Source organism: Spirochaeta isovalerica (assembly GCF_014207565.1).
In the GTDB taxonomy this organism is placed as follows: Bacteria; Spirochaetota; Spirochaetia; order DSM-2461; family DSM-2461; genus Spirochaeta_F; species Spirochaeta_F isovalerica.
Genome location: NZ_JACHGJ010000007.1, coordinates 22859 through 42047 on the forward strand (window position 1 = coordinate 22859; position 19189 = coordinate 42047).

At 47.8% G+C, this 19189-nt stretch carries 17 protein-coding genes; 6 read left to right on the plus strand and 11 right to left on the minus strand.

Translation table 11 applies throughout. The annotated features are described in order from the left end of the window. The first annotated feature begins 3 nt into the window (after positions 1–3). Positions 4–648, plus strand: a complete 645-nt coding sequence (locus HNR50_RS16070; protein WP_184747810.1) for a TetR/AcrR family transcriptional regulator — start codon at positions 4–6, stop codon at positions 646–648. A gap of 31 nt (positions 649–679) precedes the next feature. Here the strand turns inward: HNR50_RS16070 and HNR50_RS16075 are convergent, their stop codons facing one another. From HNR50_RS16075 to HNR50_RS16100, 6 genes are all read right to left on the minus strand, one after another. Further along, positions 680–1408 carry an SPOR domain-containing protein gene (locus HNR50_RS16075; protein WP_184747811.1) on the minus strand — a complete coding sequence of 243 codons (729 nt, stop codon included), beginning with the start codon at positions 1406–1408 and terminating at the stop codon, positions 680–682. Between the two features lie 32 nt (positions 1409–1440). Further along, positions 1441–2025, minus strand: a complete 585-nt coding sequence (coaE, locus tag HNR50_RS16080; protein WP_184747812.1) for a dephospho-CoA kinase — start codon at positions 2023–2025, stop codon at positions 1441–1443. 3 nt (positions 2026–2028) lie between these two features. Next, on the minus strand, positions 2029–4722 hold the full coding sequence (gene polA, locus HNR50_RS16085; RefSeq protein ID WP_184747813.1) for a DNA polymerase I: 2694 nt from the start codon (positions 4720–4722) through the stop codon (positions 2029–2031). After that, positions 4719–5135, minus strand: coding sequence for a hypothetical protein (locus HNR50_RS16090; RefSeq protein WP_184747814.1), 417 nt, complete (start codon positions 5133–5135; stop codon positions 4719–4721). The genes polA and HNR50_RS16090 overlap by 4 nt, the downstream gene beginning before the upstream one ends. Then, complete coding sequence (fliS, locus tag HNR50_RS16095) at positions 5132–5554, minus strand: flagellar export chaperone FliS (RefSeq protein WP_184747815.1); 423 nt, start codon at positions 5552–5554, stop codon at positions 5132–5134. Before fliS ends, HNR50_RS16090 begins: the two co-directional genes overlap by 4 nt. A gap of 97 nt (positions 5555–5651) precedes the next feature. Next, positions 5652–7937, minus strand: a complete 2286-nt coding sequence (locus tag HNR50_RS16100; protein WP_184747816.1) for a polysaccharide deacetylase family protein — start codon at positions 7935–7937, stop codon at positions 5652–5654. 108 nt (positions 7938–8045) lie between these two features. Between HNR50_RS16100 and HNR50_RS16105 the strand changes: the two genes are divergently transcribed. From HNR50_RS16105 to HNR50_RS16120, 4 genes are read left to right on the plus strand one after another with little or no spacing between them, the layout of a single operon-like run. Next, positions 8046–8438 carry a Fur family transcriptional regulator gene (locus tag HNR50_RS16105; RefSeq protein ID WP_184747817.1) on the plus strand — a complete coding sequence of 131 codons (393 nt, stop codon included), beginning with the start codon at positions 8046–8048 and terminating at the stop codon, positions 8436–8438. Continuing rightward, a complete protein-coding gene (locus HNR50_RS16110; protein ID WP_184747818.1) occupies positions 8411–9187 on the plus strand; it encodes a TIGR02757 family protein in 777 nt (258 codons plus the stop codon). Before HNR50_RS16105 ends, HNR50_RS16110 begins: the two co-directional genes overlap by 28 nt. A gap of 45 nt (positions 9188–9232) precedes the next feature. After that, entirely contained in the window at positions 9233–11278 is a 2046-nt protein-coding gene (locus HNR50_RS16115) for a tetratricopeptide repeat-containing diguanylate cyclase (RefSeq protein ID WP_184747819.1), read from the plus strand. A gap of 33 nt (positions 11279–11311) precedes the next feature. After that, complete coding sequence (locus tag HNR50_RS16120; protein WP_184747820.1) at positions 11312–13519, plus strand: sensor histidine kinase; 2208 nt, start codon at positions 11312–11314, stop codon at positions 13517–13519. On the opposite strand, the gene HNR50_RS16125 is transcribed toward HNR50_RS16120, so the two are convergent. The 4 genes from HNR50_RS16125 to HNR50_RS16140 form a co-directional block, all read right to left on the minus strand. Beyond that, on the minus strand, positions 13516–14628 hold the full coding sequence (locus tag HNR50_RS16125; RefSeq protein ID WP_184747821.1) for an ABC transporter substrate-binding protein: 1113 nt from the start codon (positions 14626–14628) through the stop codon (positions 13516–13518). The two genes, HNR50_RS16120 and HNR50_RS16125, sit on opposite strands and share 4 nt — an antisense overlap. 123 nt (positions 14629–14751) lie before the next feature. After that, positions 14752–14973, minus strand: coding sequence for a zinc-ribbon domain-containing protein (locus tag HNR50_RS16130; RefSeq protein WP_184747822.1), 222 nt, complete (start codon positions 14971–14973; stop codon positions 14752–14754). 53 nt (positions 14974–15026) lie between these two features. Next, on the minus strand, positions 15027–15347 hold the full coding sequence (locus HNR50_RS16135; protein WP_184747823.1) for a hypothetical protein: 321 nt from the start codon (positions 15345–15347) through the stop codon (positions 15027–15029). Between the two features lie 7 nt (positions 15348–15354). Further along, positions 15355–16692, minus strand: a complete 1338-nt coding sequence (locus HNR50_RS16140; protein WP_184747824.1) for a PhoH family protein — start codon at positions 16690–16692, stop codon at positions 15355–15357. Positions 16693–16832: 140 nt separating this feature from the next. On the opposite strand from HNR50_RS16140, the gene HNR50_RS16145 reads away from it, so the two are divergent. Next, positions 16833–18095 (plus strand): MFS transporter, encoded by a 1263-nt coding sequence (locus tag HNR50_RS16145; RefSeq protein WP_184747825.1) that lies wholly within the window; start codon positions 16833–16835, stop codon positions 18093–18095. Here HNR50_RS16145 and HNR50_RS16150 read toward each other — a convergent pair. Beyond that, positions 18090–19130, minus strand: coding sequence for a sensor domain-containing diguanylate cyclase (locus HNR50_RS16150; RefSeq protein WP_221439912.1), 1041 nt, complete (start codon positions 19128–19130; stop codon positions 18090–18092). The two genes, HNR50_RS16145 and HNR50_RS16150, sit on opposite strands and share 6 nt — an antisense overlap. Positions 19131–19189: the final 59 nt, after the last annotated feature.

The following is a 19189-nucleotide window of genomic DNA, read 5'->3' on the forward strand; positions in this document are numbered from 1 at the left end:
CTAATGGCTGACACGGAAGAATTACAATCAAAAAAGCCGGGAAAACGGAAAGCCCGGGCTATGGAAACAAAAAGGAAACTGCTGGAAAGCGCTATGTCTCTCTTCAAGGAGAAGGGATTCGATGCCGTTACGGTAGAGGAAATCGCCCAGAGAGCCGGAACAGCCAAAGGTTCGTTCTATACGTACTTCGCCACTAAGAGCGATATCATAGTGGAAGAGTTCTGGGATATCGATGCCTATTACCGCAAATACTCCCGGAACCTGAAGCGCTGCGCGACAGCAAGCGAGAAGCTGACGTCGTTCACCCGCGCCCAGACCCGCTTCATCCGCGACAAGGTGGGCGTGGATATGCTAAAAATTCTCTATGCCAACCAGACGTCAACCTACGGAGACAATAAAATCATCATCGACGAATCGCGCTTCTGGTTCGCCCTGATTACCGATATCATCGCGGAAGGTCAGGAAAACGGTGAATTCCGGACCGATCTCCCGGCGGAACAGATGGCGAGGTGGTTCAACCGGACCATGAGAGGGAATTTCCTCGACTGGTGCATCAGCAGCGGTGAGAATTTTGACCTGGTGGAAGAGGCCGTGAGCTACTGCGATAACTTCATTACCGCGGCTCTGCAAAAAAATACCCGCAGCTGACAACTGCGGGTATCGAAAACCAATAGAACACTTAATTATTTACAGGAACTTCGCGGATCATTGTGGTCTGAACAACATAGCTGTCTTCAAAGTTCTTCATATCTTTTATGGGATCGAGGAATTTATCGGCTTCCCCTTTGGATTGGAAGGCGCCGATTCTAACCCGGTAATAAGTCGTACCGTCAACTGACCTGGTCTGGATTTCACTCGAGACATCACGGCCCAGCAGATAGGTTCTGACCTCTTCCGCTTTAGTCAGATCCGTATAGGATCCTACTTGGATCCAATAAACCGTTACGCTGATCTTTCTGGTTTCCGGCGCTTTGGCGACAGGAGCCGCCTGGGCAGGCTTTACCGTCTCAGCCGGTTTGGCGGGAGTCTTTTCTATGACATTGGGAACATCTTCCTCTGCTGTTCCATCGGTGGCTTCAGACGCGAGTTCTTCAGGTTCAGAAGTTGTTTCCTCCGGCGCGACAGCGGCTTCAGGGGCGGATTCTTCACCCATTGAGAATTCATTTTCTGTTTCCGCGGGAGCTACCATTTCGGGATAGCCGTCGGCATTGCGGACAAATTCCACGGGATCAAAATCCCGGCCCGGGGTTTCACTGCTCAGAGAACTGAGCCTGGGCTGACCGGATGCGCCCTCTTCAGAGGGGAAAAAGAAAAACAATCCGGCAGCTATAACTATCGCAATGACAGTTAACGCAGAGAGAACAACCCATAAGATTCTGGACTGGTCCGGATTTTCCCGTTTAGTCATATTTTCATCTTTTTCGTCCAATATCATACCCTCTAGAAATTCTCATAGTCGGAGAGGAACATGTCAACCTGTTTTTTCAGGTCCGAAAGACTTCCCCGGTTCCTTACCATATAAATATCGACACCTGAAAAAAAATGTTGAACCGTTAGATGCCGCTGGAGACGAATTCTTGAAAATATATGTGAGATTTTATTTTTATCCCGTTTAAATGCTCTGATTATCCGGTGAATGAGTGGGGCTTCGACCCAGAGAACCGCGTCGCAGAGACGATCCAGACCGGCGGGTCCCAGAATTGCCGCATTGATAACGAGGTTTCGGCCTTTATTCTCTTCCAGAAAACTCTGAACCATTTCAAAAACAGCGGGATGGGTAATCGATTCCAGCTCTTTCATCCTTTTTCTGTCACCAAAGACGATTTCCCCCAGAGCCTTCCGGTTCACCGTGCCGTCATCGTTGGCGACCTGATTTCCGAAGCTCTCAATTACCGCATCTCTTCTCAGCTCCAGAGCCTCATGTCCCAGCTTGTCCACGTCGAGTGAGAGAAATCCCCGTTCCTCAAGAAAACGCGACGCCGAATTCTTACCGCTGCAGGCCTTACCCGCCAGACCGAGAATCATGGATCAGTGAATCTCGCCCCAGCTGGTCGCGCTTTCGACACTCACCCGCAGGGGCACTGATAATTCCGCCGCTCCTTCAAGAGCCTCTTTCATAAGCGGTTTTATTATTTCCACTTCTCCATCGGGAACTTCGAGAATGCACTCATCGTGAACCTGCAGGAGGATTTTAGACTTGAGCTGCCGTTTTTTCAGTTCTCCGGCCAGACGGATCATTCCCATTTTCACGATATCCGCGGCTGTTCCCTGAATGCGGGAGTTGACGGCGATACGCTCGGCGGCTTTTTTCTCCATCTTATTGCGGCTGTTGATCATCCGGATATGGCGGATTCGCCCGAAAAGGGTTTCGGCCAATTCCGTTTCCTCGGCTTTTTCAATGGTCTTGTCGATAAAGTCCTTTATGCCGCTGTACTGTTCGAAATAGGATTTGATAAAAGAGGAAGCTTCGCCTCTGGGTATGGACAGTTCATTGGAAAGGCGAAAAGCCGACATGCCGTACATAACCCCGAAGTTGATGACCTTGGCGATCCGTCTCTGTTCTTTCGTTACCGCTTCCGGTTCCACATGAAAAATAAGAGCGGCCGTGCGGCCGTGAACATCCTCTCCTGAGATAAAAGCTTCCGTCAGGGCTTTGTCTCCCGACAGATGAGCCAGAACGACGAGCTCGATCTGCGAATAGTCGGCGGAGACGAAAACATGTCCGGGAGAGGCTTTAAAGGCCGCACGGATTCTACGGCCGTTTTCATCGCGAACAGGTATATTCTGAAGGTTCGGATCCTTGCTGGAAATGCGCCCCGTTTCCGTTCCGGTCTGAATGAAATGCGTATGGATTTTCCCCGTGTCTTCATTGATATATCTGGGAAGAGCATCGACGTAGGTCGATTTAAGCTTGGCCAGGCCTCTGTGGGCGAGAATCTTCTCCGGAACGGGATCCTCTTTGGCCAGCTCCTGAAGAACGGCCGTATCAGTGGAATAGCCGGTTTTCGTCTTTTTGATGGGAGTGAGCTTTCTCTCCTCGAAAAGGACTTCCTGGAGTTGTTTGGTCGATTTAATGTTGAACTCCCGGCCGCAGAGATAATAAATCTCCTTTTCCAGAGCCTCGAGCTTCTCTTCCAGTTCGACGCTGTATTCGGCCAGCTCGCCGTCATCTATGTGGATCCCCGCCAGCTCCATATTCGAGAGGATATCGACAAAAGGCATATCCACTTGGGAAAAGATTTTTTCCATACCCAGCTCTTTCAGTTTCACGCTGAGTATTTCATAGAGACGGAACGTTATATCCGCATCTTCCGCCGCGTAATGGGCGGCTTTCTGAATGGGGACTGTATCGAAAGTTTTCCCCTTCTCCACAATATCGGCGAAGTGAACTGTTTTATACCCGAGATACTGTTCCGCCAGATAGTCCATATTCGAAGGCGTGGAGCTATCGATCATCCAGGCAGCAATCATCGTATCGAAAAAGAAACCCTGCGGATATATTCCCCATTGTTTGAGGACTTTCATATCGTATTTAAAGTTCTGACCGATGATTTTGATATTTTCATCTTCCAGAATCACCTTCAGTTTCTCCCGGATAACATCTTCGGGTATACAATCAAGTTCGGGAGCTCTGACCGGGATGTAACAGGCCTCTTCCGACTGGACGGAGAGGGAGAAGCCCACGGGATTGGCTGATACGGAATCGAGACTGTCGGTTTCGCAGTCAAAGGCGAAAATGCCCGCTTCTTTTGCCCTTTCAATCCATTTATCCAGGTGTTCTGCGCTGACGACGCCGCAGTAATTTCCCGCTTTTGCAGCGCTCTTCTCTTCGGGAACAACGACTTCTTCCCCGGCTTTCGCGGCGCTCTCTTCTGCCAGCCTTTTCAGACCTATGCGCTGCAGGATCGGCACGGCGGCACCATAATCCGGTTCTCCCGCAGCCAGTTTTTCTATATCTTCTTCACAGGGACAGTCCTGTTTGATTATGACCAGTTGGCGGCTGAAAAAGGCGTTTTCCTTTCCGTCGATCAGATTCTGCTTCTGAGCCTTGGCCGTTATGGTATCGATATTCTCGTAAAGCCCTTCCAGCGTGTCGAACTCGTTGAGAAGCTTCACAGCCCCTTTGGCGCCGATCCCTTTAACCCCGGGAATATTGTCGGCCGCATCGCCCACAAGAGAAAGATAATCGATGATCTGATCGGCCCGAAGCCCCCAGGTGTTCAGGACTTTTTCCGGACCCATATCCGTATAGAGTCCGCCTTTTTCCGGTTTGAGGACGTGCACCCTCTCGCTGACCAGCTGAAGTATATCTTTATCGCCGGAAATGATACGGCAATCCCGGCCTTCCTCTTCGCAGAGACGGGCATAGGTTCCCATCAGGTCGTCCGCTTCGTAGCCATCGGCCTGTACCATGGGGATTTTAAGGGCTTTGAGGATTTCAAGAATGACAGGAACCTGTTCGATCAGCTCTTCAGGAGCCCTGGCCCTGTTGGCCTTGTACTCCTCATACATTTCATGGCGGAAGGTCGGGGTTCTCGATTCGAGAAGGACCGCAAAATATTCGGGCTTATAGGTGCTGAAAATCTTGTATAAAGTGGAAAAAAAACCGTAAACGGCTGATACGTTTTTATCGTCGGTTCCTCTGAGAGGATTGTTGATAAATGCATAATAGGAACGGAATATTATCGCGAAAGCATCCAGTACATATAGGGGTTTCTTCATCTCTCAATATCTATCAGCACCGGCACTGATTCCTGTCTATAGTTTTTCGCTCTTCCCGGAACGCGTATAGAGCTCAGCTCAGTTTTAATCCGTGCCATTCTGATTTTAAGAGAGGAGCGGAGCTCCCGGCTTTTCATCAATGCATCCATTCTGAGCGATCGGAGGACCTCCGACGCACCGGACTGAAAGGAAGGCGAACAGCCCTGCAAATGGGTGTTCAGAACCTTCTCGACGGAACTGATCTGCTGAAATCTATGTTGCTCTATAGACAGAAAAGTTTCAAGGACTTCGACTGTGGAATCGCCGAGCCCCCTGATTATGATCTCCAGTTCCGCGATGTATTCACCGTATAGAGACCGGAGGCGTTTTACTAGTGTGTTAGTGTATTCTTCGGCTTTTGTATAACCGCTCATCCCGCTATATTGACACCGGGGTTGGCGCCGGGATTGGAGTTGACCTGTGTGTTTTCAATGGCGGCCCATGCTTCGCGGAGCTCACCCATAAATTTTCTGACTTCTTTGATAGGTTCAATGTCTTTCTGGATATTCGCCTCGACAAGCTGGCGGTTGAAATACATATAGAGATTGAAAAGATTCTGAGCTATCTCTCCCCCTTTTTCAAAATCGAGAGAGGCCATCAGTTCTGTTATGACATCCTGGGTTTTGGAAATGGCATTGTGGATAGTGTCGAATTTCTTCTTCTCCGCGCTCATTTCTTTTACAGCAAGATCCATCTGCTTTATGGCTTCATCATAAAGCATTACGATCAGTCTTCCCTGGCTTGCTGTTTTAACACTTGTCTGTTTGTAAGCATTAAGTCTGTTTAAACTCATAGGAAAGCGTTCCCCCCTCAACCTCAATAAGGCTATTTCATTTATCGGTTACTATAACCCGGCTCTTTACTAAAAATATAGTGCATTAATCAGGAAATTATCTCGAATTCCCGATCAAATCCGAAACAGTTACCAGCTCATATCCCGAGGCCGTCAGAGCCTCTATCAGGAGATCCAGTTTATCAAAAAGATAATCATCCCGGTAGGCTTCCTTGCCTATTGTTACGGGAATGATAGATCCCGGCTTTTTGAATTTCATGATTCTTTCAATAATGTCCGAACCGCGCAGGTAGAGATTCCCGAGCACACCGCCGCCGTCCTTCGGGATCCAGTCGAGAGTATCGAAGTCCCGGCCTACGTATATATAGCTCTGTTTGGCCGAGGCATTTATAATAGTGGAATTTTCGAAATAATACGGAGCGTGCCAGAATGGTTCCAGCTCTCTGCCCGTGGCGGAAAAATACTCTTCCTCGTTGTAGGAAAGTCCCTGGCGGATATAATCTTCGTCGATATTGAACCGCGAATCGGTCATGTCGAAATCGGCGTAGAACATGGAGCCCACTTCATGGCCGGATTTCTCCAGCTCCACAACAGCATCGGGATGCCGGCGGATAAACTCGCCATTGACAAAAAAAGTAGAGCGGATGCGGTAATCGGACAGAACGTTGAGAACCTCCGGTAAACCTTCAACCGAATTGGTCAGATTGAAAACCAGCGCCACTTCCCGGGCTCTGACCCGCGATCCATGGCTGAAAACGATACCGTCCGATGCTTCCTCTTTCTCCGGAAAAGGATCGTAAACGGCAGTGGGGGCTTCAAACAGAGGTCTAGACTGTAGAGATCCGGCCTCTTTAATCATAATCCGGTTGCTGTAAAGCGAGGACGGCGCTGTCTCGCTGTAGATCCGGAAATCCTCTGTGAACGTAACAGGATCGACAACAGTCGTATATCGGCCGGTCGAAGTCCATGTGCCGTCGTACTCGTTATAGAGATATTTCACATCGTCCTGTCTCAGTACGATGCGGCCGTCTTTAGTAAATCCCGTACTGTCGAACTGGGAGAAAAAACTGAGATATGACGTATCATCCCGGAAGTTGTAAACAAGCGAATTGCGGGCTCCCGCTACCAGTACCGAATAATTATCTACCCAGAAAAGATTGACCGGACTGCTGTGGACCCGGTATGCCAGAACGCTCCAGCTTGTAAAGGTTCTGAGGGTTACCCCTTCCTCACCGGCCAGAACGATACGGTCTTCCAGGGGAGAAAGAGACATGGCGACGATTCCCCTGTCCACGGTCTGAACAAATTCCAGAGGGGAATCGCCCTTCGGATCATGGGTGAATACCATGCTTTCGCCGCTGTTGCGGTTGGATGCCAGAATAGCCAGCTTTCCGCTTTCCGCCCAGAGGATCTGCTTGACTTTCATGCTCCGGGGCAACTGAAGATAGGGAAGAGAGCGGACTCTTTTGCCGTCGGCCCTGTAGTCGGTTTTATTCATATCGTAGAGAATCAGGTCACCGCCTTTGCGGATAACCAGTCCCCTCATCCCGTCGGGTGAAATGGTAAAGCTGTCGGAACGGCTGTCGAAGTCGAAGGGAACCCGTCCCGTAACGGAGCTCATATTGAACTCGCCGCTGTAGAGAGACCGGGTGAAAATATCCGAACTGTTCAGTCTGTAGACAATTCCTTTGTTAATAAAATAGAGTATGGAACTCTCTTCCTCTTCATTCCAGCTGATGCTGTTCAGCTTGCCCTCTCCGACCACTCTCAAAGGCTCGTTGAGAACCCGGTTCTCCTCGAACTGCTCAAGGGAAAAATAATAGAGCTTCTCTTCGCGGGAATAAATGAACATCTGCGAATCGGGAGACCATAAGGCGTATTCGCCTTCATACTGGAGATCGATTGTCGTTTCGAGATTGAAGTGCTCTCCCGACTGGATGTCGAAGAGATACAGGCCGGCGCTGACCCGGGAGAGGACTTTCACATAGAGGATTTTCGTTCCGTCGGGAGAGAGAACGACCGGGGGGATCTTTCCGTCTTTAATATATTCGCCATCGGCAAAAGAGGGAAAAGAGGCTACAGGCGTCATTCCCTTAAATCCGGGACGGCTCACGTAAAGCCCGAAGCGGTTCTGCACATACAGTTTCTCCGTCTCTCTGTTGAACCAGCTTTTCTCGGGAAAGAAAGTGAGGGGATAAAAGTCCCCGTCATCGGCCGAACCGGTAAAAAGTGTCTGAAAATCGCCGTATCCCGGGAAGAATTCAGCTGCTGAAAAAAGAAACAGGTTTTCACTGTTCATGTTAATATGGGAGAATAGGACTTCCGAAAAAGCACCGGTTATTGTCAGACAGAGTAAGACTGTCGCAAAAAAGAGACGTTTCATCTCTATGAACATCGGTAATCGGAAGGATTTTATCAAGTTTTTTTGTAACGATTGACCGTAGAGAGAAAAGAAAATATACTAGTAATAGTTATCAATAATGGAGGCCCCATGAGGAATACGGAACAGAAAAGTGTTATCCTCGAAGTACTGCAGACTCATAAAGATCATCCCACCGCCGATCAGCTATACAGCGAGGTACGGGAGAGACTGCCCAGAATCAGTCTGGGAACAGTGTACCGTAATCTCGAAAAAATGTCACAGGCCGGAGTGATTCTCAAGCTGGAGCTCGGTGGCGGGCAGAAGCGGTTTGACCCCACGCCGACGGATCACGCCCATTTCCGTTGTGTCAACTGTTCATCCGTAGAAGATCTCCCGGAGGATTTCGCGATTGATTTACCGGATATCAGCTCCATAGACGGGACCAACCGGATTGTTCTGGGCAATACACTGGAATATTACGGCTACTGCGAAAAATGCGCCGCCGAAAGACAGTTGAACTGACACTGAACCGGATATACGGTGAATACCATAAAAGAGAGTTGGTAGAGCCGGACCCCCTTCAGGTCCTATACAGATATCCCGATCCGGGAGACAGGGAAATTATTGGGTTGATATCCTCTTCTCTGGCTCTGGGCCGGGTCAATTCCATTTTAAAATCCATAAAACAGATCCTGCAGGAACTCCCCTCCCCCCGTTCTGATCTTTTCGAATGGAAGGAGGATGATATTCGGTACCGCTTTCGTGATTTCCGCTACCGCTTTTACAGCGGGGAGGACTTGGCCGATCTCCTTATTTCCATAAAACATGCTATAGAGGACCAAGGATCGCTTAACGGCCTTTTTCTCCGGGGATATAAAGAAAAGGATGAGACGGTTCTTCCGGCGCTGAACGTCTTTATCAAAGAACTGAACCGGGAGAAGAGGCTGAAAATGCTCGCTGATCCATCGAGAAACAGTGCCTGCAAAAGATTGATGTTATATATGCGCTGGATGATCCGCAAGGACTCAATCGATCCCGGAGGTTGGACGGGCGTATCGACCTCGAAGCTTATTATCCCCCTCGATACCCATATGCTAAAAGTAGCCTCTCTTCTCAAATTGACAGAACGGAAGGACGGCGGCATGAAAACCGCTCTGGATATTACCTCGACATTGCGGAAATACGATTCCGCAGACCCTGTCCGCTTTGATTTCTCTCTAACCCGGCCGGGAATTCATCCCGCGCTTGACTACTCGGTTTTCGGTGATTGATTTTTTAATATAATACTAATTAAAGAAGTGTTATACTTGGAGCGTATGAAGGCTGTACACAGGAAAATAGACGAGCTGAACCGGGAAGCCTATTCCAGAATCTATACGGACATAGCCAGCGCCCATGCCATGCTGGAGGAAGCCAGAGAGCTGCTGGACGGCACGAACTACACCGTGGGTATAGCCTGGTCCCTCCTCATTTCCGGTCTTCTGGAAATGGAACAGGGAAATCTCGACCAATCGGCAGGAAAGATAGATCAGGCTTACCACATCTTCATCGACTTGAACAGCGATTTATCCGGCATATGCGCCGCTCTCAACGGAAAAGGGCTGATCTGCATAAGACAGAGCCGGGTCAGAGAATCGTTCAATTACCTTCAGAAGGCGCTTGGTCTGGCCCGGGAAAACAACTTCAAGGACATGGAATACCGCGCTGTCAATCTTCTGGGGATACTCCAGTTCCAGATGGAAAATTACAGCCAGGCCCTCCGTTTTTTTAAAAAAGCCCTGAAACTCATAACGAGGGAAAAGCAGAGTTCCATTCTCAACAACCTCGGCTGCACATACAGAGCCCTGGGGAAATTCGATCAGGCGCTGGAACATCTGAACAAAGCCCTTGGAGAAACGGAGAAAAACGGATCCAACGATATCCAGATACCCATACTGGAAGAAATCGGTCTGACATACGGCAAAATGGGGAATTCAGAAAAGGGCATAGAAATCCTCAATCTGGCTCTGGAAAAATGTACCGATTACCACAAGCGATTCAAGCTCAGCATCAAAATAAAGCTGGGAGACCTCTATATAAAAAAGGAAGAATACGACAAGGCGGAACAAGTCCTCAATGAGGCAAGAGATCTCATCAATTACGCCAATTCCATTCAGAACCGCGATCTTTATCTCTACCTGTCGGGACTGAACGAAATCAAGGAGAACTACCGGTCGGCCCTGATCCATTACAAGAATTACCATATGCTTTCGGGAAAGATAAAATCATCGGAAACCGACGAGAAGATATGGGAAATGGAGACCGAATCATTCCGGGAAATGAACCGCCGCATACGGAAAATCAGCGAGATGGGACGTCTGCTCACAGCTCTGCTGGACAGGGATCAGGTTATCAAAACTCTTTTTCATTCTGTCCAATCCATTTTTGAAGTGGATTGTTTCGTTATCGGGCTTTACATGAGCGGAGAGGAACTTCTGCCTCTGGATTGTTACAACAGCCGGGGAGAAAAAATCAGCAGCTCGATTCTTCCCGTGATCCAACCCCGCAATCCCGAAACATGGGTAGCCATACACAGAACAGGGCTTATATTCAATGAAATTTCGGAAGACTATATCCCCTATTTCCCCGTTATGGAAACAATTGTGCCCCTGCCGGATATGTCATCCGTTCTCTGTCTGCCTTTTGACTCGGGAAACGAAAAAGGTCTGATTTCCATATACAGAGAGAAAACAGGAGCCTTTAACAGAGAAGATTATGAAATCCTGGAAATGCTCACATCCTATGCGTCCATAGCCCTGAGCAACGCCAGGCAGACGGAAATCAGCCGGGAGAAGAACAGGGAACTGGAAAAGCTGAATAAATACGACGATCTGACAGGCATATACAACAGGCGCCACCTCCAGAAGAAACTGGAGAAAAGCTGGAACCTCTGCCGCAGAGCCGGAAATTATCTCCACATTTTGCTCATTGATCTAGATTACTTCAAAAACATAAACGACTCATTCGGCCATGCTGCAGGTGATGAATGCCTGAAGATTCTCGGACAGCTGTACAAATCGATCCTCCAGCGCAGTTCCGACATTTACGGACGTTACGGCGGTGAGGAATTTCTTGTCATACTTCAGGATATGCCCATAGACGAAGCGGAGGAAATGACTGAAAAAATCCGCCATGCCATTGAAAACGAAAAAGTTGTGTGGCGGGGGGAACAGATAAAACTGACCGTCAGCATCGGACTCTGCAGCGCCAGACTTTCGGACACTCATTCTGTCGAAACCGAAGCTATCATAGGTCAGGCCGACAGAAATATGTATATCTCCAAATCCAAAGGCCGGAACAGAATTACCTGTTCGGAGCTTTAGATTTACAGGGAGATAACTTATAATTAACTTCATATGGCTCTTATTAAAAGCCTGAGAAAGGCCCTGACATTAAGTTTTGTTCTCATCTCTCTCCTTCCCGTTGTTTTTTTCGGTGTTTTCTCTCTGCAGATACTGAACCGCAACCTTCAAAGTGAGATAGAAGAGAAAAATCTTCTCCTCTCCCGGAGTCTTTCCAGAGAAATCGATGTGTTTAAAAGCGAATCCATGGATTTCCTCAAGCTGATCAAAGATCTGACAGAAGAGAATGAAATTGCATCGGAGAGCGAAACAGATGATTTGCTCCTGTCCATGCTTTCCATTAATAAAAACTTCGATATGATCCAGATAATCAGTGCAGAGGGGCGTGTCCGACACCTCGCCCCTGTCGATGAAAATATCAGAATGATGAACCTTTCCTATCTGGAAATTTACAAACGAACCGAAGAAACCGGCGAACCATTGTGGTCGCCTACGTATATTTCCCCTCAGTCAGGCAGCCCGACCGTGATCCTTTCCCTTCCCATGAAGAACGGAATGGTCCTGGGGTATCTGAATCTGGATTATCTCAGCCGCATTGTGGAGGCAACCAATATTGCCGGTACGGGATTCGTCGCGGCGACAGACAGAGACGGAACAGTTATAGCCCACAAGAACAGGCAGTTTGTCAGAGAACGTCAGAAACTGGTCAGCCTTATGCCGGTGAAAAAGGGTATATCAGGAGAAACGGGAACATACCGTTACAGCCATCTGGACCGGGAATATCTGGGTAGCGTATCCCGCACGGAATCGACAGGATGGATCGTTCTCGTTTCACAGCCGGTCAAAGAAGCTTTCAGTTCCATTTATACCATTATAAATATTGTCATATTCGGTTCCTTTCTGGCGTTGGTATTGTCCATTTTAATAGCCTATCTCAGTCTGAAAAGAATTCTCCAGCCTCTGGCCTACCTTAACAACGATTCAAGATTCGCCGCTGAAGGAGATTATGACCGGCCTTTCCACTCCAGCAAATACAGCGAAATTAATCAGCTGATCAATTCTTTTCAAGTCATGATAGGCGCGGTAAATCAGAGGGAAATGAAACTTAAGGAGCTGCAATTTTTTCTCAAAGATATAATCAACTCCATGCCTTCCGCTCTCATATGTGTTGATCAGGATCTGAATATTACCCTGCTAAATCGCACAGCAGAAAAAAGACTGTCTGATATGGATGATGATCCCATGGGCAAAAAGATGGGAGTCCTCATACCCCGGCTGAAAGGTGAAGAATCAGCCATAAAAGAGAGCATAGAGAAGGGGATTCCGAAAGAAATAAGAAAATTACGTCGCGTAGAGAAGAGTCACAGTTATTTTGAAGATATTCTGGTTTACCCTCTGGTTGATTACGAAGCGGAAGGGGCAGTTATCCGGATAGACGACGTGACAGAAAAAACAAAAATGGAAGAACTGCTGATCCAGAGCGAGAAAATGCTTTCCATCGGCGGCCTGGCCGCAGGAATGGCCCATGAAATAAACAATCCTCTGGCGGGAATAATGCAAACTGCCAATGTCCTGAATAAAAGACTTATCGATAAAGTGGACATCCCCGCCAATAAAAAGATCGCCGATGAACTCGGAATCAATCTGGATGATATGAAGACATTTATGGAACGGAGGGAAATCCCGCGGATGATAGACTCCATGCTGGATTCAGGCAAGCGTATCTCCTCGATTGTGTCCAACATGCTCAATTTCTCCAGAAAATCCGATTCCCGCAAATCGACGGTTTCCCTATCGGTACTGATTGATCAAACCATAGAAATCGCCGGAACCGATTACGATATGAAAAAAGAACAGGATTTCAGAAATATCAGAATTATAAGGGAATTCCAAAGCCCTATGAATCCTGTGGTCTGTGAGTCGTCCAAACTCCAGCAGGTCTTTCTCAACCTTCTGAGAAACGGCGCCCAGGCTATGGAGAAACAGACAGAGGACCCTCAATTTATCATTCGCATCTATCATGATCAGAAAAATAATATGGCTTGCATTGAAGTGGAAGATAATGGTCCGGGAATGGACGAAGATATTAAAAGCAGAATATTCGAACCTTTTTTTACAACCAAACCACCGGGCATCGGAACCGGATTAGGATTGAGTGTATCCTATTTCATCATACACGAAGAACACCGCGGACAGATGAATGTCGAATCAGCCCCCGGAAAAGGATCCAGGTTTATAATACACCTGCCCTACTCACCTTAAGGATTGATTGTTACAAGTTTTCCATCCCTGACCTGAAGATAGAAATACTCTTCCTGCCGGTTTTCACCGAAAGCATCAAAAGTAATATCCTGCTGCAGACCATCAAAACGTCCTGTCGATTTTAATTCTTCTCTTAATTTGTCTCTATCGGTTGTTTTTTTCAGCAAGTCAATCATAACCAGAGCCGCCTCATAACTATAAATTGATGCCATATCGGGGGCTCTGTTATATGACTCTTTGAAGGAGTCTACAAAATCACGGTACTTTTCCCCGGAACTGTTTAGATCCCTTGCCTGAGCAAATGTAACTCCGTTTACAGCAGGTCCTCCCGTCTGGATAAAATCATCTGAATTGGCCCACCCGGTTGAGAGGAGCCCTATCCGGGCATCCCTTTTATCCAGTTGCTGACAGATAAGGGCAGTGCTGATACTATTGGCGACAAGCAGGAGTCCGTCCGGCTCGGCACTCATTATGGATTCAGCTATTTTACCGTAATCGGGGTTTTCAACTGAATTGAACGGGATGGATCTGATAAATGACCGCCCGCTTTTTTTAAGCTCTCCATTGAAATCGCTGTTCCACCTTTCGCTGTATCCCTGATTGGACATATCGTATACACAGACCATATTTTTCAGATTGAGATTATCCACAGCATATTTCGCCAGCTTTTCAATTTCCATGGAAGCGAGAGGGGCTATGCGGAAAAAATAGTCATCCTGCCCCGAAAGCTGATCGGAACTCGCCGTAGGACTGATCATAAGAATTTTCTGCTCATTGATCTGGGGCAGAGCGGCGATACACATGGAACTATGCATATGTCCAAGAATGGCAACACAACCGGCATCAATTAATTCACGATCACCTTTTACCGCCTGTTCCGCATCTCCCAGATCATCCTTAATAACAAGTTCGACGAGCCGGCCGTTGATCCCTCCGGCTTCATTAACCTGATCAAAAGCCAATTCTACCGCATCCCGTCCTGCTATTCCCAGAACCGAATTAGGGCCGCTGAGCCAGCTCGTGAACCCGACCTTAACAGGTTCCTTCTCCCCGCAGGAAATAAGCAGTACCCAGGCTAGCAATAGGACAGAATATCTTAAACTCTTCATAGTTACCCCCGCCTCTTCCTTAAATGATAATGAAACGCAAGCCCCGCTGCAAAAAAAACTAATATAGGCAGCGCTCTTACCGGTTTTTTGGATGAGATTGATGAAAATATGAAAAAAAGGTAATTACTTGGTGGCCAGGAACTGAGAGATTTCGGAATCGAGGATATCCAGACAAGCCTCAAGCACATCCAGTCTGTCCAGATTCTCATGCTCTTCCACAATTTCCGGTTCAACAGGCAGCTTGAACTGCCGGTCATCCAGATTCAGGGCGCCGCAATAAGGGCAGAACTGATATTCAGCTTTAAGAGGTTTTTGACAATGTTTGCAGAACTTCTCCTCTTCCATACCCTTATTATAATCCTATGAAAGATCTAATTCAAGAAACATAATTTTTTTCTTTATACTTTCAGAATTTCTATCAGTATCTCCAAACGCGACAGGAGCTCAGGGGAAATATCGCTCTCTTTCAGGTAACCGTCGGTCAGAGCTTTGGCGATCGGCATCCCCGGATCGGAACCGGAGGTGTATTTTCCGCCTTCCATATTGATAAAGTACCACTCTTTGATATGAGAAGCCAGGGTCCGGGAATCGAGGTTCTTTTTTTTCCAGGCGTTGAACTGCCTGGAAAGATTCCCGAGGCTTTTCTGGAGGCGGTTCTCCTCGGCCTTTTCCTTGAGTACTTCTATCTGCTCAAGCAGTTCATCACTGTATTTTTCCATTACCCCACTATAAAAGTTCTGTTGCCAGTTCGGCAAGCTTGCTCCTCTCCGATTTGCCCAGGGTGATATGCCCGGCCAGTTCCTGCCCTTTGAACGCCTCGACCAGATAGGTGAGCCCGTTGGACTCTTCATCCAGATAAGGGTTGTCGATCTGGTAGGGATCGCCGGTCAGAACCACCTTCGTATCGCTCCCTGCCCGGCTGACAATGGTTTTCACTTCATGGGGAGAGAGATTCTGGGCTTCATCTATAATGATAAACTGTTTGGGAAGGGTCCTTCCCCTTATATAAGTGAGCGCTTCCACTTCAATAAGCTTGTTGCTTAACAGATGATCTATGCTCTTCAGATTCTGGGACCGCGAGGATCCGATGATATACTCCAGGTTATCATAAAGAGGCTGCATCCAATGGGACATTTTATCCTTCTTGGCCCCGGGGAGGTATCCCAGATCCTTCCCCATGGGGATAATAGGCCGGCTGACCAGAACCCTCGTATACTCCTTGTCATCAAGTACCAGTTTAAGACCGGAAGCCAGCGCCAGCAGGGTTTTCCCCGTCCCCGCTTTGCCCACCAGGGTGACACACTGGATATCGGGATTGAGGAGAAGCTCGAAAGCCATTCTCTGTTTAACATTCAGGGGAGAAACTCCCAGAACCGGTTCTATGGAGGAAGGAACATGGAAATATTTGTTCGCTGTTTTATCGAATCGACTCAGGTACACTGTTTTGCCCGATTCTTCTGTGGAAAATTCCGTGAACTGGTTGGCGATGACATCGTTATTGGTACATTCGGCCTCACCTTTCTCAATCAGTTCCTTTACAAAATCCTCTCCGACCTTCTCCTGACGGTATCCCGCGTAGAGAGTCTGGATACTGACTTTATGCTTCTCGTAATCAACAGCGTGGACACCCAGAGAAAGAGCTTTAATTCTCGCGTTGATATCCTTGGAAACAAAAAAGACTTTATTGCCCTCCTGTTGAAGATCGAAAGCGCAGAGAATGATTTTATTGTCCGCTTTCGTCAATGATAGATCAAGATCTTTGAAATCGTGATGAGTCAGCATGACCTGGAGAGTGATATTATCGGATAATTTCAAGCCGTCCCGCAAATTGCCGTTACAGTTTTTATTCGCGTCATTGAGAAAACGAATGGCATGGCGCGCGCTGCGCCCCCGGTCGGAATGCTCGGTTTTCAGGTGGTCCAGCTCTTCGAGAACCCATAAAGGTATAACGACATGGCTCTCCTTGAATGATAAAATGGCGTCGGGTTTGTGAATGAGGACATTGGTATCGAGAACGAATATCTTTTTATTATTATTGCTGATGTTGTTTTCACTATCTGACATAAAGCATCCCCTTATATTAATCATTATAAGAGCCTTAAGGGAAAAAACACTTAATTTTCCTCTAAAGGGATCATTTTTCCATAAAATATGAGTTGCCGCTCACTTTTTACAGGTTTACAATGGAAACCCGGGGGATCTAAATGGAAAATATCAAATTATACCGATACCGGTGGGTTGTTCTGGCAGCGTTTTTTCTTATTACCATGGCTGTGGAAATACAGTGGCTGACATTCGCGCCGATCGCGCGAGCCGCTCAGTTCCACTACAGATCTCAACTCGTAGAGGGTTCTCTTTTCAATATTGATTTTCTGTCTATGATCTATATGTTTGTTTTTCTCATTCTCTGCATTCCCGCCTCTTACATAATCGATACGTACGGAATAAAGAAGGGAATCGCTCTCGGTGCCCTTATCGCCGGGGTCAGCGCTCTGGGAAAGGGACTTTTTGCAGATAACTTCAAAACCGTCCTGCTTTTTCAGACCGGTCTCGCCATTGCCCAACCCTTTATACTCAATTCGGTGACAGCTGTTACTGTAAGGTGGTTTCCCCTTAATGAGCGGGGCACGGCAGCCGGTCTGGCTGCGTTGGCCCAGTACCTGGGGATCATTATCGTCATGATCGCCACGCCTTTTATGATCCGCGTGGGATACGGAGAAGCCGGAGAGATCGTATCTGTATCGGGAATGAATACCATGCTCCTGATTTACGGGGCGTTCACTTTTGTCTCCGGACTCGCCGCGGCGCTTCTGATCAGGGAAAAGCCGCCGACCGCTCCGTCTAATGAAACAATTGAAAAACAGAGCTTTGTCAAAGGTATAAAACGCATATTCGGATTGCGGGACATGCAGCTTCTCCTGATTCTCTTTTTCATAGGCCTGGGACTGTTTAACGCCGTTTCAACAGTGATCGATTCTATCTGTGCCGCCAAAGGGCTTTCCATGGAACAAAGCGGCCTGACCGGGGGAATTATGCTGCTGGGAGGAATAATCGGCGCGCTGATAATCCCCGTCCTCTCCGATAAAATGCGCAAAAGAAAGATTTTTCTTCAGATATGCATGATAGGTATGCTTCCTTCCGTTGCGGGCCTGGCTTTTTTCACCTCTTTCGCACCTCTGATGGCCAGTTCCTTTTTTCTGGGATTTTTTGTCATGAGCGCCGGACCTCTGGGCTTTCAGTATGCTGCGGAAGTCAGTTCTCCCGCTCCGGAATCGACATCGCAGGGAGTCATATTGCTCTCGGGACAGATTTCCGGCTTGATTTTTGTGGCTCAAATGAATACTGAACAGGGAATAAAACTGTGGATGATGATTTTTGTGGCGCTGACAATTGCAGCTGTTTTTCTCACATCGCTTCTGAAAGAATCGCCGATGATAGTAACCGAAGCGGAAAAGTATCGATTATGAAACGACCCGGATTTTTTCAGAAGAGCTGTTTTCAGGCACTTCAATACGGTCGCGCCCTTTCTCCTTTGCCCGGTAGAGAAGCGTGTCGGCTTCTTTGAGCAACCGGTCCACTTCCCCTTCTGCTCCTTTCAGCTTCCCTCCGGTTACACCGCAGCTGAAGGTGGGCCGGATATTACGGCTGTAGGGATAAGAGGCGAAATCAGTACGGACTCTCTCCAGATAATTCAAGGCGCTTCCCGGTTTTGTGTGGGGAAGCAGAACGACGAATTCCTCACCTCCGTAGCGGCAGATAATATCAAGACTCCGGCAGTTTTCCCGGAGCACAGCCGAAAAGACGCGGAGCACTTCATCACCGAAATCATGGCCGTAGGTGTCGTTAATGTTTTTGAAGTGATCCAGATCGATCAGGACCAGAGTGCAGTCAAGACCGGTCCGGTTCGAACGGTCTATCTCTTTTTTCAGTTCCAGCAGAAAACTCCGCCGGTTCAGAAGACCTGTTAGAGCGTCTTCATTGGCCATGCGGAGCAGTTTGTCCTGCTCCCGGACTATTTCAGTCAGGTCTTCAATAAAAACCGCATAATGGTTCCTTCTTTCCCCATCGAGCCTTCTGACATGGACTTCGGCGGGAAAATGGGTTCCCATATCGTTAAAGAAAATCGTTTTGAAGCGGCGGTTGCCCGTAAGGGAACAATCGACGTTGCGGAACAGTGACTTTCCGCAGATATCCTCTCTGGCGTCATAGAACCAGGACTCCCCTTTCAGGTTCAGATCGACGATAAATCCGTCGCGGTCAATGATGAAGATTCCCTGAGGAGATTGTCGCATCAAAGTCTCCGAAAGGTCTGAGACATATCTTCTTCCTTCTCCATTCCGCTTTTGCAGAAGCCGCCCGTTGATTAACCCTCCGGCGATAATAACCGCGGAGACCAACAGATAGACCGGGACCTCGAGCCCGGGGAAAAAGCAGAGCCCCGCCGCCGCAAATATTATGAGAAGAGATAAATTGGCAATAAAAAGCTTAAGAGAGTCCTTCATCTTTCTCTATTTTCGGCCGCAGAAAAAAGGATTTGAGAAAAAAAGGAGAATCCTGGAGA